15 protein-coding genes are annotated in these 20409 nt (G+C 73.1%); 9 read left to right on the plus strand and 6 right to left on the minus strand.

The genetic code is table 11. The annotated features are described in order from the left end of the window. Positions 1-39: 39 nt before the first annotated feature. The 4 genes from aroF to AB5J73_RS01875 form a co-directional block, all read right to left on the minus strand. A complete protein-coding gene (gene aroF, locus AB5J73_RS01860) occupies positions 40-1104 on the minus strand; it encodes a 3-deoxy-7-phosphoheptulonate synthase (RefSeq protein WP_370967440.1) in 1065 nt (354 codons plus the stop codon). Continuing rightward, positions 1101-2765, minus strand: coding sequence for a class I adenylate-forming enzyme family protein (locus AB5J73_RS01865; protein WP_370967442.1), 1665 nt, complete (start codon positions 2763-2765; stop codon positions 1101-1103). The genes aroF and AB5J73_RS01865 overlap by 4 nt, the downstream gene beginning before the upstream one ends. Positions 2766-2954: 189 nt before the next feature. Beyond that, on the minus strand, positions 2955-4799 hold the full coding sequence (locus AB5J73_RS01870) for a BTAD domain-containing putative transcriptional regulator (RefSeq protein WP_370967444.1): 1845 nt from the start codon (positions 4797-4799) through the stop codon (positions 2955-2957). Positions 4800-4999: 200 nt separating this feature from the next. Further along, a complete protein-coding gene (locus AB5J73_RS01875; RefSeq protein WP_370967446.1) occupies positions 5000-5824 on the minus strand; it encodes an ExsB family transcriptional regulator in 825 nt (274 codons plus the stop codon). Positions 5825-5972: 148 nt separating this feature from the next. On the opposite strand from AB5J73_RS01875, the gene larB reads away from it, so the two are divergent. From larB to AB5J73_RS01895, 4 genes are all read left to right on the plus strand, one after another. Further along, complete coding sequence (gene larB / locus AB5J73_RS01880; protein WP_370967448.1) at positions 5973-6656, plus strand: nickel pincer cofactor biosynthesis protein LarB; 684 nt, start codon at positions 5973-5975, stop codon at positions 6654-6656. Then, positions 6653-7831, plus strand: a complete 1179-nt coding sequence (gene larC, locus AB5J73_RS01885; RefSeq protein WP_370967451.1) for a nickel pincer cofactor biosynthesis protein LarC — start codon at positions 6653-6655, stop codon at positions 7829-7831. The genes larB and larC overlap by 4 nt, the downstream gene beginning before the upstream one ends. Before the next feature lie 140 nt (positions 7832-7971). Then, positions 7972-9564 (plus strand): ABC-F family ATP-binding cassette domain-containing protein, encoded by a 1593-nt coding sequence (locus AB5J73_RS01890; RefSeq protein WP_370967454.1) that lies wholly within the window; start codon positions 7972-7974, stop codon positions 9562-9564. Between the two features lie 71 nt (positions 9565-9635). Beyond that, the gene (locus AB5J73_RS01895; RefSeq protein ID WP_370967456.1) at positions 9636-10067 is read left to right on the plus strand and encodes an organic hydroperoxide resistance protein; all 432 of its coding nucleotides are present in this window, start codon (positions 9636-9638) and stop codon (positions 10065-10067) included. A gap of 64 nt (positions 10068-10131) precedes the next feature. Here the strand turns inward: AB5J73_RS01895 and AB5J73_RS01900 are convergent, their stop codons facing one another. Together AB5J73_RS01900 and AB5J73_RS01905 are read right to left on the minus strand one after the other, a co-directional pair. Then, a complete protein-coding gene (locus tag AB5J73_RS01900; RefSeq protein WP_370967458.1) occupies positions 10132-11157 on the minus strand; it encodes an alpha/beta fold hydrolase in 1026 nt (341 codons plus the stop codon). Positions 11158-11249: 92 nt separating this feature from the next. Continuing rightward, positions 11250-14066, minus strand: coding sequence for an AAA family ATPase (locus AB5J73_RS01905; protein ID WP_370967460.1), 2817 nt, complete (start codon positions 14064-14066; stop codon positions 11250-11252). Positions 14067-14206: 140 nt separating this feature from the next. Between AB5J73_RS01905 and AB5J73_RS01910 the strand changes: the two genes are divergently transcribed. The 5 genes from AB5J73_RS01910 to AB5J73_RS01930 all read left to right on the plus strand — a co-directional run bounded on the left by AB5J73_RS01910 (position 14207) and on the right by AB5J73_RS01930 (position 20175). After that, the gene (locus tag AB5J73_RS01910; RefSeq protein ID WP_370967462.1) at positions 14207-15736 is read left to right on the plus strand and encodes a tannase/feruloyl esterase family alpha/beta hydrolase; all 1530 of its coding nucleotides are present in this window, start codon (positions 14207-14209) and stop codon (positions 15734-15736) included. Positions 15737-15852: 116 nt separating this feature from the next. Continuing rightward, positions 15853-16320 (plus strand): DUF6130 family protein, encoded by a 468-nt coding sequence (locus AB5J73_RS01915; RefSeq protein ID WP_370967464.1) that lies wholly within the window; start codon positions 15853-15855, stop codon positions 16318-16320. Positions 16321-16395: 75 nt separating this feature from the next. Continuing rightward, positions 16396-17463, plus strand: a complete 1068-nt coding sequence (locus tag AB5J73_RS01920; RefSeq protein ID WP_370967466.1) for an aldo/keto reductase — start codon at positions 16396-16398, stop codon at positions 17461-17463. Between the two features lie 234 nt (positions 17464-17697). Then, a complete protein-coding gene (locus AB5J73_RS01925) occupies positions 17698-18042 on the plus strand; it encodes a helix-turn-helix domain-containing protein (protein ID WP_370967468.1) in 345 nt (114 codons plus the stop codon). Between the two features lie 237 nt (positions 18043-18279). Next, entirely contained in the window at positions 18280-20175 is a 1896-nt protein-coding gene (locus AB5J73_RS01930; RefSeq protein WP_370967470.1) for a tetratricopeptide repeat protein, read from the plus strand. The last annotated feature ends 234 nt before the right edge of the window (positions 20176-20409 follow it).

Consider the following 20409-nt stretch of genomic DNA (forward strand, 5'->3'; position numbering starts at 1 on the left):
CCGGGTTCCAACCCTGTTTCCCGCTCACGACGGTCTTGGTCAGGGCCGCTGCAAGGTGCGGCCGAGGCCCGCCGCGGTGGCGGCGAGCCGGGTCATCAGCCCGGCGAACTGCTCCGGCCGGATGGCCTGGTTGCCGTCGCAGAGCGCCTGCTCCGGCTGGACGTGGACGTCGATCAGCAGGGCGTCCGCGCCCGCCGCGACCGCCGCCAGCGACAGCGGCTCCACCAGTTCCGGGCGGCCGCCCGAATGGCTCGGGTCGACGATCACCGGCAGGTGCGTCCGCTGCTTCCACAGCGCCACCGCCGTCAGGTCGAGCGTGAACCGCGCCGACGGCTCGAACGTCCGGATGCCGCGCTCGCACAGCACGACCTGGTCGTTGCCCTCCAGCAGCAGGTACTCGCCGGCGGCCAGGGTTTCCTCGACCGTGCAGCCGAACCCGCGCTTGAGCACGACCGGCAGGCCGCTCTGGCCCACCGCGCTCAGCAGCGCGAAGTTCTGCATGTTCCGGGCGCCGATCTGGAAGCCGTCGACGACCTCGGCCAGCCGCTTGACGTGCTCGGGGTCGACGACCTCGGTGACGAACGGCAGCCCGGTCCGCTTCCGGGCCTCGGCGAGCAGCTCGAGCCCGGCGAACCCGAGTCCCTGGAACGAGTGCGGGGACGTCCGCGGCTTGAACACCCCGCCCCGCAGCGCGACCGCGCCGTGCTCGGCGACGATCGCCGCCGTGGCCAGCATCTGCTCCGGCGTCTCCACCGCGCACGGCCCGGCGAGCACCGCCACCGAGCCGTCGCCGATCGTGGCCGGCCCGATCGCCACCTCGGTCCCGGCGGGACGCAGCGCCCGGCGGCCCAGCCACGCTTCCCCGCCCCGCGGCACGTGCCGGGTCGGGACGGCCAGGTCCGCCGCCGCGGCGAGCAGCTCGGGGTTGTCCACTCCGGACACCGGCAGCACGTGGCTGCCGCCGAGCCGGTACACCTGCGCCGGCGCGCCGGCGGACTCCAGGTACCGCAGCCAGCCGTCGACCCCGGCCCGGGTCACGGTTTCGTCGAACACGAGCAGCAGGTCTTGGTCGGTCACGGCGATCGTCTCTTCTCGGCTGGTCACGCGAGCGCGTCGCTCGTCGCGAGGTTCTTGCCCCGGCGGTCACGGACGTAGACGGCGAGGTCCTTGTACTTGTCGCGCAGGAAGCGCTTCAGCGACTTGCCCGTCACGCCGAGCGGGAAGTCCCCGTCGGCGGTGGCCACCTCGACCACGGACAGTTCGGGCTTCCCGTGGGCGCGCAGGGTTTCGTTGGCGGCGAACAGCACCTTCTCCGGGTCGACGCCTTCCCCCGTCACCACGGCGACGGCGACCTTCTCGTCCCCGAAGCCGCCGGCCACGACCGTGCAGTCGTCGACGCCGCCGACCTCGTTGAGGATGAGCTCCTCCATCTGCACGGAGTAGCCCGGCCCGCCGGCTGTGTGCACCACGTCGACGGCGCGGTCGACCTGGTAGAAGTTGCCGTCCTCGTCGCGGTAGGCGACGTCCCCGGTGAGCCAGTAGCCGGCGAGCTTGCTGCGGTAGTAGGTGTCCTGGTTGCCCCAGTAGCCCACGGTCATCGACGGCGGCTTCGCGCCGAGGTAGCCGATCTCGTGCGGCTCGGCCAGCGTGCCGTTTTCGCGCACGATCGCGACTTCGGCGTACCCGACGGACTTGCCGACGCAGCGGTCGTTGCGCTCGGTCGCGAGGGTGCGCGGCTGCATGAGCACGCCCCAGCCGAGTTCGGTGGTGCCGAGCCGGTCGAGGAACGCGGCCGGCGGCAGCCCCGGCGAGCGGCGGCCCAGGATGTCCTTGAGGTGCCGCTCGTGGATGGCGTCCGCCATGGACACCCAGATGTTCACCGAGTCCAGCGCGCCCTTCGGCGTCTCGATGGCGGACAGTTCCGGGTAGGCGTGGCCGAAGGCCATCACCATCGTCGGCCGGTGCTCCTGGACGGCGTGCGCCAGTTCGGCGCCGGAGACGTCCCGCCAGACCACCATCGGCTGTCCGCCCAGCACGGCGTAGGCGTTGAACGAGACACAACCCTGGTGGGATTGGGGAAGCGCGTTCAGGATGACGGCGTCGGGTTCTTCCCGGTAGTTCACGGCCCGCCACTTCGGACCGTCCAAGAGGGTCTTGTGCGTGTGGATGACCGGCTTCGGCAGCCCGGTGGTGCCGGAGGAGTGCATCAGGCCGACGGGGTCGTCCGGGTGGTGCCGGAACCGGTTCGCGTCCGGCAGCACCGCCGACGGCGGGCCGGCCTGGTCGGTGTGGACCCACCGCAGGTTCAGCCGGTCGAGGTCCGGGGTGAGCCGGCCGAGCCGCGTCTCGTCGGTGTAGAGGCCGGTGGCGCCGCTGCGCTCGATCAGGGCGGCGGCGCTCTCCCGCGGCGCGTTGCTGTTGATCAGCATGGAGATCGCGCCGATCTGCGCCAGCGCCGAAAGGTGGATGAAGTACTGGATGGAGTCGGGCGGGAAGACCGCGACCCGGTCGTGCGGCCGCACCCCGCGCTCCAGGTACCACACCGACCAGCTCTGCACGAGGTGGTCCAGGTCGCGCAGGCTGAACCAGTGCCGCGTTTCGCCGTCGGTGTACGGGATCGGCGTCAGCGAATGGATGAACGGCTCGTCCGGGTACGGGTTGAGGTCGAGCAGCGCGGGCAGCAGGTTCCCGCCCCCGATGGCCGGGTCGTCGAGAACCTGGGCCCGCAGCTGGGGACTCAGGACGGTCTGGTGCGTGAACTCCATGGCATCACTTTCCGGTGCAGGCCCACGGCGGCGACGGATCCGCGGTCCGGACCCGAAGACGAGCTTGCCGGACGGGACCATCGGCCCGGCCTTTCCGGCGCATCGGCCGTGCATCGGCCCGGAAACCGTTGCCCGGGAACGAAAAAACCGGCTTCCACCCCCGGAAGCCGGTTCCCGTGCGAGTGCCGCTCAGCCGAAACTGCACTCCAGTTTGGTCACTTCGGGCAGCGTCGCCCGCCCGAACGTCTTCAGCAGCGCGTCTTCCAGGTCCGGCTCCTCCGCCTTCGCCCGCGCGTGCTCCTGGACCAGGTCGTGGAAGTGGTACTGCCCCGCGGTCCGCTGGCGGAGCAGGTGGGCGTCGAAGAGCTCTTCCAGCACCCGCTCCGCTTCCGGGGCCTGCTGGTTCACCAGCAACGCCGCCGTGCCCGCGTCGAACTCCTCGCCCGGGTGCGCGGTCGCGCCGAGGATCCGGAACAGCCGGCGCTGCCCGGCCGTCAGCTTCCGGTACGACACTTCGAACTGCGATGCCACGCTGCGGTCGCCCAGCCGCAGCTCGGCCAGCCGCTTCGCCGGGTCGCGCAAGCGGAACACCAGGTCGTCGAGCGACCACGCCTGCCGGTTGTGGAAGCGCCACGCCGCGATCCCGACCGCCAGCGGCAGGTTCCCGCACCGGGCCACCACTTCGGCGACCGCGTCCGGCCGGTGCGCGGTGCGCTCCGGGCCCGCGATGCGCGTGAACAGCTCGGCCGCGTCGGCCGCCGGGAAGACGTCGAGCGAGCGGGACGTCACCCCGTCGAGGCCCGCGAGCCGGCGGCGGCTGGTGACGATCACCTGCGCCTTGCCCGTGCCCGGCAGCAGCGGGCGGACCTGCCGGGCGTCGAGCGCGTTGTCGAGCACCACGAGCACGCGCCGCTCGGCGACTTCGGCGCGCCAGCGCGCGGCCCGTTGCGTGGCGTCGCGGGGGATCTGGCCGGGTGTCAGGCCGAAGTCCAGCAGCAGCCGTTCCAGCGCCGCGGCCGGTTCGAGGGGTTCCTGGCCCGCGGTGTGCCCGTGCAGGTCGAGGAACAGGTGCCCCTCGGGGAACCCCTGCGCCAGCTGGTGGGCGAGCCGGACGGCCAGCGTCGTCTTGCCGACGCCCGCCATGCCGTCGATGGCCAGGATGCTCAGCGCGGTCCCGGCCGACCGGTTGCCGGCCAGGAACCGCAGCTCCGCCGCCCGGCCGGTGAAGTGCGCGGTGTCGTACGGCAGGAAGGACCGGTTCCCGGCGGTCGCGACCGTCGCCGGCTCGGCGGGCGGCTCCGGCAGGTCGTCCCGCAGGATCCGCTCGTACAGCTCGCGCAGGCTCGCCCCGGGGTCGACGCCGAGCTCGTCGCGCAGGAGCCGGCGGTACTGCTCGTACGCGTTGAGCGCGTCCGCCGTGCGGCCGCACCGGTGCAGCGCGAGCATCAGCAGCTTGCGGGTCTCCTCCCGCAGCGGGTGCCCCGAGACGAGCTCGCCCAGCTGCGGCACCACCGCCGCCGCTTCGCCGCCGTCCAGCCGCAGCCCGATGAGCCGTTCGGTCGCGGTCAACCGGTTCTCCTCGAACCGCGCGGCGACGATCTCGAAGACCGGGCTGTTCAGCCCGGAGAGCGCGGGCCCGTCCCACAGCGAGAGCGCCGCCTCCAGGTGTTCCGCGGCCGCCGCGGTGCGCCCGGCGGCGGCCGCCGCGGAAGCCGCGGCGACCATCCCGGTGAAGCGGTGGGCGTCGACGTCCTGGGCGTCCACGGTGACGCGGTAGCCGGGGCCGTCCTTGACGACGATGTGCTTGGCCGTCCCGAGGCTCCGCCTCAGCGCGGCGACGGCGTTGTGCAGCTGTCTTCGCGCGGTCACCGGCGGTTCGCCGTCCCACATCGCCTCGAGCAACCGGTCGGCGCCGACCACCTTGCCGGCGTTGAGCAGCAGCATCACCAGGAGCCGCTGCTGGCGCAGGCCGCCGAGGTCCACCCGCTCCCCGTCGCGCTGGACCCGCAAGGTGCCGAGCAACTTGAAGTACACTTTCGATCCTCCCCCGCCGGTTCACCGGAACATAGCGGAAATACGCGCTCGGCAAAACGGAATAAACACCACGGTGTTTTGATCGGCACCACGGCCGACGAATATGAATCACCTGTCGCCGTCGGGCGCGGTCGAGAATTTTTCCCGACCCGATCGGTGACGGTACAATTCACAACGCGTTCTCCGAAAAGAACGCGGTGCTAACCCGGCGGCGCGAGCGCGGGCGGGCGGTAGGCCGCCACCGCTCCCGGTCCGGCGAGCCCGATGCCCGCCAGCTCCGCGACCACGGCCGCGGCGAGCCCGGGCCGTGCTTCGACGGCCGCGCACGAAGGGGCATCCACCTCCACCCGGAATCCCCGGCCGAGCAGGCGGACGCGCAGGTCGCGTGGGCGGATCCCCGCCTCGGCCAGCCGCGCGCCCACCGCGATCTCGGCGCGTTCCACCAGTCCCAACCTCCGTAAAGAGACCGGCACGCCGACCTGGATACGTGACGCCAGGCACGGCGTCGACGGCTTGTCGGCCACGGGCAGTGACCAGGCGGCAGCGAGCGCCCGGACCTCACGTTTCCCCAGGCCGGCGTCGGCCAGGGGTTCGACGACGCGCAGCTCGCGCGCGGCCCGCAGCCCAGGGCGGTGCAACGCTCGGTGGTCGTCCGCGTGCGTCCCGGTGGCCACGTGCGCGAAGCCCCGCCGGAGCGCGAGCGCGCTGATCTCCCCCAGCACGGTCTGCTTGCAGAAGTAGCAGCGGTCGCCCGCGTTCGCCCGGTAGCCCGGCGACGCCAGCTCGGCGACCGGGACCTCGGCCAGCTCCGCGCCGACCCCCGCCGCGAACGCCCTGGCGGCCGCGAGTTCCGCCCGCGCCAGGCTCGGCGAGTCGGCGATCGCCGCCAGCACGCGCTCCCCCGGCAGCGCCCGCACGGCCGCGGCCAGCACCAGCGCCGAGTCGACCCCGCCGGAAAAAGCCACCACCACACTCGCCAGCTCCCGCACCCCACGCAAAAGCCGATCTTCGATTCCGGCGGTCATCGCCGCATTCCCCCTGGTCGCGCCGACCCGGTGATCAATTGTCCAAAAGAAAGGCACACCCGTTCCCCCGATCAAGGCATTGGTTCGTGCCGCGAACTCCCCTCGGCGCAGTTTACACGGGGAGCGGAAGAACACTAACGTGTCGAACGTGGAATCGACAGAGGCAATCGCGGATCTCGGCTTTGCCCGGCTGGACCTGGACCGGGCCGTCCGAACGGGGGATCCGGAAGTGGTGTTCGGCGCGGGCAAGACGCCCGAACAGATCAGCGCGGCGCTCGCACGGTTGTGTCAAGCCCATCCCACCCGTGCCGTTCTCGCCACGCGCGTCGGCGACGCGGCGCGGGCGCTGTGCCGGGAAACCCTGGTGGGCGCGGACATCGACGACGTGGGCCGCACGGTCACGCTCGGGCCGCTGCCCGCGCCGCGCGGCCGGGTCGCCGTCGTCTGCGCGGGCACCTCGGACCTGCCGGTCGCGCGGGAATGCGCGACGACGGTGGCGGTCTTCGGCGCGGAGCCGGACCTCGTCGTCGACGTCGGGGTGGCCGGGCTGCACCGGCTGCTGGCCGAACGCGACCGGATCGCCGCCGCCGACGCGGTCATCGCGATCGCCGGGATGGAGGCCGCGCTGCCGACCGTCCTGGGTGGACTGTGCGGGGCGCCGTTGATCGCGCTGCCGACGAGCGTCGGCTACGGCTGGCACCTCGACGGGCTGACCGCGTTCCTCACCATGGTGAACAGCTGCGCGCCCGGCGTGGTGACGGTCAACATCGACAACGGCTTCGGCGCGGGCGTCGCCGCGGCGCGCGTGGCCCGGCAGTCGGTGCGGTCATGACGATCGCGTGGATCGACGCCGGCAACGGGTGCGCCGGCGACATGCTGCTGGCCGCGCTGGTCGACGCGGGCGCGGACTTCGACGGGATCCTCGCGGGCCTGTCCCGGTTGCCGGTCGAGGACGTGAAGCTCAGCACGGAAGTGGTGCGGCGGCACGGGTTGCGCGCCCGGCGCGTGCTCGTCGAAGCGCCCGAGACGCGGCACGCCCGGCACCTGCCGGAAATCCTCGACCTGATCGGGGCGGCCGCGCTGCCCGCCGCGGCCGAGCGGTTCGCCACCGCCGTGTTCGGCAGGCTGGCCGAAGCGGAAGCCGCCGTGCACGGCATCGAGCCGGAGCGCGTGCACTTCCACGAGGTGGGCGCGCTCGACGCGATCGTCGACATCGCCGGCTGCGCGCTCGGGCTGGCCGCGCTGGGACTGCTGGACGCGACCGTCACGGTGTCGCCGATCGCGGTGGGCGGCGGCACGGTGACCGCGGCGCACGGCCGGCTCACGGTGCCACCGCCGGCGGTGCTCGCGCTGCTCACCGGCGCTCCGGTCGCGGCACACCCGGCGGCACGGGAACTGTGCACGCCGACCGGCGCCGCGCTGCTCGTCACGCTGGCCGACGCGTACGGCCCCATGCCGGCCTGCGTCCCGCTGAAGGTCGGCGTCGGCGCGGGCACGGCCGATCCCCCCGGCCACGCGAACATCGTCCGCGTGGTCGTGGGTGCGGACTCGGCGCCGTCGCCGTCGTGGGTGCGCTCGACGATGACCGTCATCGAGACGACCGTCGACGACCTCGATCCCCGGCTGTGGCCGGAAGTCCTTTCGGCCCTGCGCGGCGCGGGCGCGGCGGACGCGTGGTGCGCCCCGGTGACCGCCCCGAAGGGCCGCCCGGGCGTGGTCCTCACGACCCTGGCGGCCGACGACCGCGTCGACGGCGTCTGCGCGGCGATCTTCGCCCACACGTCGACCTTGGGGCTGCGCCTGTCCCCGGTCGAGCGGCGGGCGCTGCCGCGCGACAGCGTCACGGTGGACTACCGGGGCACGCCGGTGAGCGTGAAACGCGGGTACCTCGACGGAGTGGTGGTGACGGCGCAGCCCGAGTACGAAGAGGCGAAGGCGGCGGCGGAGGCGACCGGGCAGCCGCTGCGCCGCGTGCTCGACGAAGTGCGAGTGCTATCTTCGAAGTGAAGATCCGTTGGAGGAGACCAGTCGTGGCAGGTGACGTCGACATCTCCGGGTAGCCCCGGGGTGTGCAGGCCCCCGGCAGTGCCGGCGTGGGCCGCTTTCGACGTCCCCCTTTCCCTTCGTACCACTTCGAGGTCTTCGCCATGTCCGAAATCGTCCTGTCCGGCCTGTCCTTCTCCTGGCCGGACGACACCCCCGTCTTCGACCGCCTGTCCGCGACCTTCCCGGGCGGCCGCACCGGGCTCGTCGCCCCGAACGGCTCCGGCAAGACGACGCTGCTGAAGCTCGTCGCCGGGGTGCTGCGACCGTCGGCGGGCAGTGCCGTCGCCGACGGCGTCCTCGGCTACCTGCCGCAGGACCTGCCCCTGTCCGGCGAGCCGTCCGTCGCCGAAGTCCTCGGCGTCGCCCCGATCCTGCGGGCCATCACCGCCGTCGAAGCCGGCGACGCCGCCGAAGCGCACTTCACCACCATCGGCACCGAGTGGGACATCGAGGAACGCACCCGCGCCCAGCTCGACCGGCTCGGCCTCGACGTCGCCCTCGACCGGTCGCTGGGCACGCTGTCCGGCGGCCAGATCGTCTCGCTGGGACTGGCCGCGCAGCTGCTGAAACGACCGGACGTGCTGCTGCTGGACGAACCCACGAACAACCTGGACCTCGACGCCCGCCGCAAGCTCTACGCCGTGCTCGACGACTGGCCCGGCTGCCTGCTCGTGGTCAGCCACGACCGCGCGCTGCTCGACCGGGTGGACCGGATCGCCGAGCTCGACCGCGGCGAAATCCGGTTCCACGGCGGGAACTTCACGTCGTACGAAACGGCCGTCCGAGCCGCGCGCGAGGTCGCGGAGAAGAACATCCGCAGTGCCGAACAGGAAGTCAAGCGCGAGAAGCGGGAGCTGCAGCAGGCGCGGGAGCGGGCCGCACGCCGGGCGAGCACCGCGTCGCGCAACCTCGGCAACGCCGGGCTGCCGAAGATCTTCGCCGGCACCATGAAGCGCAACGCCCAGGAGTCGGCGGGCAAGGCGGACGGCACGCACACCGCGCGCGTCGGCGCCGCGAAGGCCAAGCTCGACCAGGCCGAGCGCGAGCTGCGCACCGAGCAGAAGATCAGCCTGGAGCTTCCGCAGACGGTGGTGCCGGCGGGCCGGACGCTGTTCGCCGGCGAAGGCCTGCGCGTGCGGGACCTCTTCGGCGACGGCGTCGACCTGGCGATCCGCGGCCCCGAGCGGATCGCGCTCACCGGTCCCAACGGCGCCGGGAAGTCCACGCTGCTGCGGATCCTGCGCGGCGACCTCGAGCCCGACGGCGGTGCGGTGTCCCGCGCCGACGGCCGGATCGCGTTCCTCTCCCAGCGGCTGGACCTCTTGGCCGACGACCGTTCGGTGGCCGAGAACCTGGCCGCGGCCGCGCCCGCGTTGCCGACGGCGCAGCGGATGAACCTGCTGGCGCGCTTCCTGTTCCGCGGCTCCCGCGTGCACCTGCCGGTCGGCGCGCTGTCCGGCGGGGAACGGCTGCGCGCCACGCTGGCCTGCGTCCTGTTCGCCGAACCGGCGCCGCAGCTGCTGCTGCTCGACGAACCGACGAACAACCTCGACCTGGTCGGCACCGGGCAGCTGGAGAGCGCGCTGGCGGCGTTCCGCGGCGCGTTCGTCGTCGTCAGCCACGACGAACGGTTCCTCGACGCGATCGGCGTCGACCGGTGGCTGCGGCTGGAAAACGGTGACTTACACGGGTGACGTCGGGCGACGGTCGCCGCGGGGGTGCCCGGATTCCTAGCGTGGTGCCGTCACCCGCTGAAAGGAACACCATGTCCGAAGTGACCTACACCGCCGTCGCCACCTCCACCGCGGAGGGCCGCAACGGCGGCCGCGCGACCTCCGACGACGGCGCGCTCGACGTCACCCTCGCCGTCCCGAAGGCCTTCGGCGGCGCGGGCGACGGCACCAACCCGGAGCAGCTGTTCGCGGCGGGCTGGGCGTCCTGCTTCGTCGGCGCGGTGCGCCGGGTCGCGAGCGTGAAGAAGGTGCCGCTGAACGACCTCGCCGTGGTCGCGGAGGTCACCCTCCACCACGACACGGAGGCGGGCGAGTTCCGGCTCAGCGCCGTGCTGCACCTGGAGGCGACCGGCATCGACCAGGCCACCGCGGACGAGCTCGTCAACGGCGCGCACCAGGTGTGCCCGTACTCGAAGGCGACGCGCGGCAACATCGAGGTCACCCTGGACGCGACGGTCGCGTGACGAACCGGTCGTGAGCGGGAACCAGGGTCAGAACCCTGTTTCCCACTCACGACCGGCACCGGCGTCACAGGTGGTCGGCGTCCACAATGGCCTGGGCGAAGGGCTTCGGGGCTTCCTGCGGCACGTTGTGGCCGATCCCGTCGAGGACCCGGTGCTCGTACTTCCCGGTGAACTTCGCCCGGTACGCCTTGCCGTCCTTGGCCGCCGCGTCGAAGTCGCTGCCGATCGTGATCGCCGGGACCGCGATGGCCGGGCCGGTGGCCAGCTTCTGCTCGTAGGTGTCGTACTGCGGCTCGCCCGGGGCGAGGCTCAGGCGCCAGCGGTAGTTGTGGACCACGATGGCGACGTGGTCCGGGTTGTCGAACGCCGCCGCGCTGCGGTCGTACGTCGCGTCGTCGAAGTGCCAGGCCGGCGACGCCGTCTTCCAGATCAGCTTGTTGAAGTCGTGGCGGTTCGCCGCGTAGCCCGCGCGGCCGCGCTCGGTGGCGAAGTAGTACTGGTACCACCAGCCGAGTTCCGCCTGCGGCGCCAGGGGTTTCTGGTTGGCCACCAGGTTCGTCACGATGTACCCGCTCACCGCGACGACCGCCTTGCAGCGGTCGGGGAACAGCGCCGCGATGATGTCGACCGTCCGGGCACCCCAGTCGTAGCCGCCCAGGACGGCCTTGTCGATCTTGAGCGCGTCCATCAGCGCGACGACGTCGAGCGCGACCGCCGCCTGCTGCCCGTTGCGGACGGTCGACGCGGACTTGAACACCGTGGGCCCGTAGCCGCGCAGGAACGGGATGATCACCCGGTAGCCGGCGGCGGCCAGGATCGGCGCGACGTCGACGTAGCTGTACGGGTCGTACGGCCAGCCGTGCAGCAGGACGACCGGCTGCCCGGTCGCCGGGCCGGACTCGAAGTAGGCCATGCTCAGGACCCCGGCGTCGACGTGCTTCACCTCGCCGAGCGAGGTGTGCTCGCCGGACCCGGCCCGCAGGTCAGGGGCCGTGGACGCGGCGGGAGCGGCCGCGGACGAGCAGGCCGCCAAGGAGGTCGCCGCCAGTCCCGCCGCGAACGCCTGCCCGAACCTTCTCCTGCTGATCATCGTGACTCCTGTGCGAAAGACCGTGGGACTTTCACGACGTTAGGGCGAGTCCGGTGATCTTCGCGCCCGTCAGGTGACGCAGCGGGTGTAAGTCATCCTTCGAGGGTCTTCAGCATCCCGGCGAGGTCGGCGCGGGAGCTCACGCCGAGCTTGGGGAAGATCCGGTGCAGGTGCGTGCCGACGGTCCGGTGCGAAAGGTACAGCCGCTGCCCGATCTCCCGGTTCGTCAGCCCCGCCGCGGCCAGCTGCGCGATGCTCAGCTCGTGCGGGGTGAGCTTGTCCCGGGCGTCCGGGCCGCGGTTCGGGCTCGACTCGCCCGCGCTGCGCAGCTCGCGCCGGGCCCGCTCGGCCCAGGCCGTCATGCCCAGTGCGTCGAACGTCTCGCGGGCGGTGCGCAGGTGCGTCCGCGATTCGACGACCCGCCGCTGCCGCCGCAGCCACTCGCCGAACGCCAGGTGGACGCGGCCGCGTTCGGCCGGCCAGCCGGCCAGGTCGGCCCGCAGCGCTTCGGCGAACCGATCGTCGGACGGGTCGAGCACGGCGCGCGCGTACCGCAGCCCGATGTGCAGCGCGGGCGACGGCGTTCCCAGGCACTCCAGCTCGGCCAGGATGCCCCGCATCGCTTCGGTCTGCCCGGCCCGGACGGCGGCCTCGGTCAGTTCGGCGACGCAGTAGGCGCGCAACGCCAGCTGGTACGCGGGGTCGGCGGGATCGAGCAGGCGCCGCAGGTCGGCGAAGGCGTCCTCGAAGCGGCCCTCGCTCAGGTTGGCGAGCCCGCGCGTGAGCTGGACGGTGGCGAGCACCGGCCGGGCTCCGGCGGCGAGCCCGGCGCGTTCGGCCTCGGCGGCCAGCGTCCCGGCCTGCCGGTGGTCGCCCCGCAGCGCGGCGATCTCGGCCTGGACGGCGGTGGCCAGCCCGCCCATGAACGGCTGCCCGGTCTCCTGCGCGAACCGGGCCGCCTCCGCCGCGGCGGGCACGGCACCGGCCAGGTCCCCGAGCCGGACGCGGCTCCACGCGAGCACGGCGAGCGCGCGCGGCAGCAGCCCGAGCCGCCCCTGCGCCCGAAGCCCGGGGGCGGCGGCCGCGGAGAACCGGGCGGCCAGGTCGAAGGCGCCGACCTGCAGTGCGGCGCTGCCGAGGTACCGGTCGACCTCGGGATCGGCGCCGGTCCGGGCGGCCAGCGTCCGCAGGTGGTTCAGGACGGCTTCGCCCCGCTCGAACGGCGCGACGTACGCGGTGACGGCCACGATCCGCGGGTCGCCGTCCGGGACGGGCAGGAGGTCGGCGACGTCGAGCAGCGCCTGGCGCGCTTCGGGTCCAGGCTCGGTCCAGAAGCAGCGCATGGCGGCGCTCCAGAGGATCCGCATGGCGGCGTCGTGCTGCCCGTCGGCCGCTACGGACCGGGCGACCCCGGCCAGCTCGGCGACGCGGGCGGGATCTTCGCGCACGCCGTCTTCGAATTCGCTGAGCAGCCGGCTCGCGGTGGCGCGCCGCCGGGCATCGGCGGGCCGGGCCTCGCGCACGAGCCGTTCGGCGGTCTCCCGCCGCCCGGACTCGACGGCCAGCTCGGCGGCCTTGAGCAGCCGATCAGCACGCGGCCCGGGCTCACAGCTGAGCCGCGCGGCCTGTTCGAGCGCGGCGATGGCGGCCGCGGCACCACCCCGGTACCGCGCCCGCTCGGCAGTCCGCTCGAGCTCACCGGCAACGCCTTCGTCAGGCCCGGCGGTGGCGGCGGCCCGGTGCCAGGCTCGGCGGTCCGGCTGGTCTCGGAGGGCATCGACGAGAGCGAGGTGCGCCCGCCGCCGATCAAGCGGCCCGACGGCGGCGGGGAAGGCGGACCGCATGAGCGGGTGCCGGAAGGTGAGAACACCGGCGGCGAGTTCGATCAGCCGAGCTTCGACAGCGGGGGCCAGGATTTCCGGATCGGCGGTGGTCGCGGGTGAGCGGCCCGCCGCGAGCTGCTCGGCAGCCGCCCCGTCCCGGCCCGCACCACCGGCCGAAGCCCACCCCCGCCCCGCCAGCTCTCGCTCGCCGGCCGGTGGCAAGCCCTCGCCCGCGGCCAGCAGTGCACCGGTCGCTGTGAGGGTCTCCGCCAGGGAGGTCGTCTCGTTCAGCGCCGCCACCAGCAGGGCCGTCCGCGTCGCCGCCGGCAACGCCGAAACCCGGGCCGTGAACGTGCGCTCCAAGCGTTCCGTCAGCGGCAGCACCGGGTCGAGCCCGTCCAGCTCGGCCACGGCCGCGGGCAGCTCCGTCAGGGCCAGGGGGTGTCCCGCCGCCTCCGCCAGCAGGCGGGTCCGGACCGCCGGGGCCAGTCGCGGGGCCACCGAATCCAGCAGGTCCGCCGCCGCGTCGGCCGGCAGGCGGTCCAGTGGCATCGGGGCCAGGCCGGCGTCGAGCAGCGGGGACTCCGCGCTCTCGCGCAGCGTGGCGATCAGGACGATCGGCTCGGTTTCGATGCGCCGCGCGACGAACGCGAGCACGTCCGCGCTCGCGCGGTCCAGCCAGTGCACGTCCTCCGCGACCAGCAGCAACGGCTTCGCCGCGGCCTCCTCGGCCAGCAACGTCAACGCCGCGAGCCCGACCAGGTAAGCGCTCGGCTCGGGCCCCTCCGCCAGGCCCAGCGCCGTCCGCAGGGCGTCCCGCTGCGGCGCGGGCAGCTCGGCCACCCCGGCGCGGACGGGGTAGAGCAGCTGGTGCAGCCCGGCGTACGCGAGGTTCCGCTCCCCCTCGGCGCCGGTCGTGCGCAGCACCCGCAGCCCGGCGACCGACGCCGCGGCGGCCGTCTCGGTCACCAGCGCGGACTTGCCGATGCCCGCTTCGCCGCGGATGAGCACCCCGGCGCGGTCTTCCGGGCCGTCGACGAGCTCGCCCAGCTCCTTCAGCTCGGCTTCCCGGCCACGCAGCACCATGGAAACGACCTTACCCAAAGCACGTTTCCGCAGCTCATGACCGGGTGACGTACATCGACAGCGTCACCCGACGGGCGCGGCGCCGCCGGCCCGGCACCTAACTTTCGCAGCGAAAACGACGCAAGCGATCAGAGAGACCGATGAGACGCATACTCCTCGCGGCCGCCGTGCCGCTCCTGCTGACCACCGTCACGCAGCTCGCACCGGCCGCCTCGGCATCCCCGGCGCCGGCCTGCGCCGCCGTCGCGGTGCCCGCCCCGCCGGGCGCGAAGATCGAGTCGGTGTCGGCGGAGCGCAAGACCGCCGCGCCCGCCTACTGCCAGGTCACCGTCACCCTCACCCACGACGGCCACGACCACGTCAAGGTCGTCGTCGGGCTGCCCGAGACCGGCTGGACCGGGCGCCTGCAGGCCCTCGGCGGCAGCGCCTACGCGGCCGGCGAGTCCGGGGCGCCGTTCACCCAGGCGGTCAAGGACGGCTACAGCGCGGTCACCACGGACGCCGGGGTGTCCGACAACGCACTGGACACCTCCTGGGCGCTGACCGACGGCGGCAAGGTGAACCGGACCCTGCTGACGAACTTCGCCACCCGTTCGGCGCACGAAGAGGCCGTGGTCGGCAAGGCCGTCACGGAACTCCACTACCAGCGGCCGATCACGTACTCGTACTGGACCGGCTGCTCCACCGGCGGCCGCCAGGGCTACTCCGAGGCCCAGAACTACGCCGACGACTTCGACGGCATCCTCGCGAACGCCCCGGCCGTGCAGTGGACGCAGTTCGCGGTCGCGACGCTCTGGCCGCAGGTCGTGATGAACAACGAGCACGACTTCCCCAGCAACTGCGTGCTTTCGGCGTTCCAGAAGGCCGCCGTCCAGGCGTGCGACGCGCGCGACGGCGTCACCAACGGCATCGTCGATCGCCCGGACGAGTGCAGCTACGACCCGCGCGCGCTGATCGGCACGAAGGTCGTCTGCGACGGCCACGAGTTCACCGTGACCGCGGCCGACGCCGAGGTCATGCGCAAGATCTGGGCCGGGCCGACCGACGAGCGCGGCCGCAAGCTGTGGGCCGGGCTCCCGAAGGGCGCGGACTACACCTGGGTGGCGGGCACGCAGCCCGGCCCCGACGGCACGCTGACCGCGCCGGGCTTCAAGGTGGCCGTGCTGTGGGTGCAGTCGTTCCTCGAGAAGCAGGCGGACTTCGACACCTCGACGCTGACGTACGCGCAGTACACCGACCTGTTCCGGCAGTCGGTGCGCGAGTACGACGGCGTGATCGGCACGGCGGACCCCGACCTGTCGGCGTTCCGCCGCTCCGGCGGCAAGCTGCTGACCTACGTCGGCACGAACGACCAGCTCATCCCGCCCGGCGGCACGCTGTACTACCGCCAGCAGGTGGAGCGGGCGATGGGCGGCTCGCAGCGGGTGAACGACTTCTACCGGCTGTTCCTGGCGCCGGGCGTCGAGCACTGCGGCGGCGGCGCCGGACCGCAGCCGTCGAACCCGCTGGCCGCGCTGGTCGGCTGGGTCGAGCACGGCAAGGCCCCGGCCACCCTCGCGGCGGCGACCGCGGACGGCACGGCGACCCGCGACCTGTGCGCGTACCCGCGTGTCTCGCGCTACACCGGCCACGGTGACCCGGCCACGGCGGCGAGCTACCGCTGCCGCTGAGTCCACGCGCCCCGATGCGGCCGACCCCACCGCATCGGGGCGCCTGCCCGGCGACGTACGCCGGCAGCGTCGTCCGACGGACGCGAAGCCGATCTTGGAAACCTGGCGTCGAGCCCATGACGCACTTGATCCGCGGAGCCGTCCTGACCGCCGTCGTCGCGCTCGCCGCCGCTTGTTCGGCGAGCGCGGCGCCGCCCGCACCACCCGCCGCCCCGGTCGGCTGGTCCCCGGCGCCGGTCGTCCCGCTCGCCTCGCAACCGCCGCCCGCGCTCGTAGTCGACGCGCCGCTGCCCGAGCAGCTCGCCATGGGGCTGGTGGTGCTCCGCTACCGGGCGGAGAACCTGCGGATAGTGCCGGTCTACGGCCCCGCGGCCCTCGACGTCTCGCCGCGCGTCGGCCACATCCACGTGACGGTCGACGACGCGCCGTGGCACTGGGCGGACGCCGGCGGCGAACCGCTCATCATCCAGGCGCTGCCGCCGGGCCCGCACAAGGTGCGGCTCGGGCTCGCCGATCCCACGCACCAGGTGCTGGACAGCAAGACGGTGAGCTTCGTCGTGCCACCGGGTGGCGGCCACCACTAGTGGACTTGCGGGTCCAAAATCTGCGGAGCACGGTGGAGTGGTCAACGGATTTTCCCTGCCACAGGAGCACTTCCCATGCCTCTCGACCAGTACTACCTCCTCGGCCGATCCGGTCTGCGCGTCAGCAGGCTCGCCCTCGGCACGATGAACTTCGGCACCGGCGGCTTCCACGCCGCGTACGGGAAGACCGAGGACGAGGTCCGCCCGATCTTCCGCGAGTACCTCGACGCGGGCGGCAACTTCGTCGACACGGCGGACTTCTACACCGCCGGCGAAAGCGAAACGATCCTCGGCAAGCTGATCGCCGAGACGGGCACCCGCGACCGGGTGGTCCTGACCACCAAGTTCACCAACACCGTCGACCCGGCCGACCCCAACGCGGGCGGCAACGGGCGCAAGCACATGATCCGCGCCCTGGAGGCGTCCCTGCGCCGGCTGGGCACCGACTACGTCGACCTGTTCCTGCTGCACACGTGGGACCGCATCACCCCGGTCGAGGAGGTCGTGCGCACGCTCGACGACCTGGTCCGCGCGGGCAAGATCCGCTACCCGGGCCTGTCCGACGTCCCGAGCTGGTACGCGGCCCGCGCCCAGACCTACGCCGAGGCGCATTCCCTCGCGCCGATGATCAACCTCCAGCTGCCGTATTCCCTGGTGCAGCGCGAGATCGAGACCGAGCACGTCCCGATGGGACGGGAACTGGGCCTCGGCATCACGGCCTGGAGCCCCTTGGCAGGCGGCTTCCTGACGGGCAAGTACCGCGACGGCGGCGCCGGCCGGTTCAGCGACGCGGACACCCCGTGGACCGACCGCGATTGGCAGCTGCTCAAGCCGCTGGAGGAGGTGGCGGCCCAGCTGGGCGTGACGATGGCCCAGGTGGCGATCAACTGGGTGGCCACCCGGCCCGGCATCGCGTCGGCGATCGTGGGGGCCAGCAGTGCCGGCCAGCTGCAGAAGAGCATGGCCGCGCTGGACTTCGAGATCCCGGCGGAACAGCGCAAGCTCCTCGACGAGGCGAGCGCGGTGGCACCGGCGTCGGTGTACCGGATGTTCACGGCGGGGTACCAGAACTGGATCGTGAGCCCGGGCTTGAAGGTGGGCGACAAGCCGGCGGGCTACGCACCGGCGGTGCGGAACTGGTAGCCGGCCCGGGGCCGGCGGCACCCGCCACCGGCCCCGACAGTCCATTGTGGAGCTTCACCGGCGATTCCCCGAACGATCGATCGACGTTCTGGCGGGGCGACGCCGAAACTGAACCCATGCGCAGCACACGTGCACCTGCACGAGAACCGCTCGGTTGCAGCTCGATTCGAGACCGGGTACGCGGGACAATCGCGGGAACCGAGCACCACGCACGCGACTGTCACGGGAGCACGCATGGACACGCCGGAACAACCCGCCCGGGAAACCGTCCGGCGCGACGAACGCAATCGCCGGATGGTGCGAGACTGGGAAAACGGCGCGACCGTCACGCAAATCGCCCGCCGCTACCACCTCTCGCTGAGCTGGACCGGGGTTCTGCTGCGGCAGAACGGCGCCGATCTGCCCAAAACCGGCCGCGGCATCAAACGTGAGCTCGACGCCGACGAGGTCATCGCCGATTACCTCGACGGCGCAACCGTCCGCGCCCTCGCGGACGCACACGACGTCTCCTACGGCAAGATCTATCGCTTGCTGCAACACCACCGCGTCCCGATGCGCCCACGCGGGGGAAAGCAATAGCACACAGTGAGCAACGTGCTCGACTCAGCGTAGTAGTCCACAATGGAGGAACACCGCTCAGTGGTGTGTACCTGCCCACACTGACCTCCCGCCACGGCCGCAAACCCGGTAGACCGGAAGGTCGGGCCTGCATCGGGGAGGGGAACCATGACGCGTCCGGGGCAGAAGCGCCGCACGGCACGTTACCACCACACCGCGCGACCGAGACCGATCCAGCTCCCACCACCGCCACCCGGGATGGTGGGGCGGGACCGCGAACTCGCCCAGCTCGATTCCTTGCGGCGGCACCGCCGCGAGCACCCGCGGATCGCCGTCCTGACCGGCGTCGGCGGGGTCGGGAAGACGGCGCTCGCCGTCCACTGGCTCACCACGCGCCGCGACGACTTCCCCGACGGCGTCCTCTACGCGAGTTTCGCCTCGGACGACGAAAGCCCGGAATCCCCGGACATCGCGCTCCACGGCTTCCTCACCGCGCTCGGGGTCCCGGCGGAGGACATCCCCGCCCAGACCGGTCAGCGCGCCGCGTTGTTCCGCGCCTTCACCAGCGAGCACTCACTGGCGCTCCTGCTGGACAACGTCGTCTTCGCCGGACAGGTCCGCGCCCTGCTGCCGGCCACTCCCGCCGCGTTCGTCCTCGTCACCAGCCGCACCCAGCTCAGCGGGCTCAGCCTGGACGGCGCGGACATCGTCCCCGTCGAACCGCTGGCCGACCGGGACGCCCACACCCTCCTCGACGTCCGCGCCGGGCGCGGGCGGCTCGACGCCGATCCGGCCGCCGCCGCGGACATCCTGCGCGCCTGCGGCGGCCTCCCGCTGCGGATCGCGGTCGTCGGCGCCCGCCTGCGCACGCGTCCCGAGCGAAGCCTCGCCCGGGAAGTCCGCCACGCGCCGGCCGGGGAAAGCACGCGAAAGGTGTTCGAAGCGTCGTACGACTCCTTGTCCCCGGCCGCGGCCGAGCTCTACCGCCTCTGCGGCCTGCTGCCCGGCGAGCACCTGTCCCTCGACGCGCTGGCGCACGTCCTCGCCACCCCGGTCGAGAGCCTCGACGGCCTGACCGACGAGCTGGTCGAGGCCAACCTGCTGAGCGAGCACGACGAGGTCGTCAGCCAGCACGACGTGGTCCGCGACGACGCCCGTGCCCGGTGCGAACGCGAAACGCCGGAACCGCAGCGGACGACGGCGCTGCGCTCCTACATCCGCTGGTACGTCGACCGCGCGGTGGCCGCGGACGAGCTCATCCACCCCTTCCGGCCGCGGTTCGCCCCGCTCCCCGGCCCGGCCGCCGTCACCTTCGCCGACCGCGACGAGGCGATCCACTGGTGGCGCCGCGACCAGCAGGTCATCCGGGTGGTGGTCCGCGAGGCCGCGGCGCGGGGCTGGGACACCGAGGTGTGGCAGCTGTGCGAGGCGTACTGGGGGTACTTCCTCTACAACCGCGACTACGAGCCCTTCCTCGCGCTCACCGCCGTGGGCATCGCCGCGACCCGGCGGTGCGGCCGGCCGCTGGTCGAAGCGCGGCTGCACAGCCAGCTCGGGTACGCGCTGGAGCAGCTGGGCCGGTTCACCGAAGCGGCCGCCCACAACGCCGTGGCGCTCGAGATCGGTGAGCGCGAGGACCACGGGCCGACCCGGGCGACCGCCGTGTCCCGGCTCGCCGCCGCCGCACGGCGCGACGGCGACCTCGAGCGGGCACTCGAGCTGTACGAGCGCAGCGCCGAGCTGCACACGGAGATCGCCCTGCCGCGCGGGGTGGCTCTCGCGCGGCGGCGGCGCGGTGAGCTGTTCCTCGAGCTGGACCGCGACGAGGAGGCCGCCGCGGAGCTCACGGCGGCCGCCACGGCGATGGCCGAGCTCGGCGACGCCAACCAGCACGCCCGCGTCGTCACGGCGCTGGCCCGGCTGCACGAGCGCCACGGCCGGCCCGGCGAAGCCCGGACGCGGCTACTCGACGCCCTGGCGGTGATCCGCCCGCTCGATTCGCCGTACTACACCGCCGAAATCCTCGCCGCGCTCGCCGAGCTGGAGGCCCGGCACGACGACCTCGAGCACGCCCGCGAGCACCGAGCGGAAGCCCGGCGGCTGTACGCCGAGCTCGGCGATCCGCGGGCCGGGGAACTCGCCGAGGACGGCTGACCGCGTCCCGGCGAACACCACGCCGTCGCCGGACCAGGCCAGGGCCACGGCGGCGCCCGGGTAGCGGCCGGCCGCGCGGCGGATCGCGGACGCCGCCGCGCCGCGCGAACCGTGGACGCCGGTCAGGACGACGTCGGCGCACACCGCCCAGGCCTCGGCGGCCACGCGGGCGTCGGCCACCAGGAGCGCGACGCTCGAACGCGCCAGCCGGACCCGCACCGGCCACACCCCCGG

The sequence above is a fragment of the Amycolatopsis sp. cg9 genome (assembly GCF_041346945.1).
Lineage (GTDB): Bacteria > Actinomycetota > Actinomycetes > Mycobacteriales > Pseudonocardiaceae > Amycolatopsis.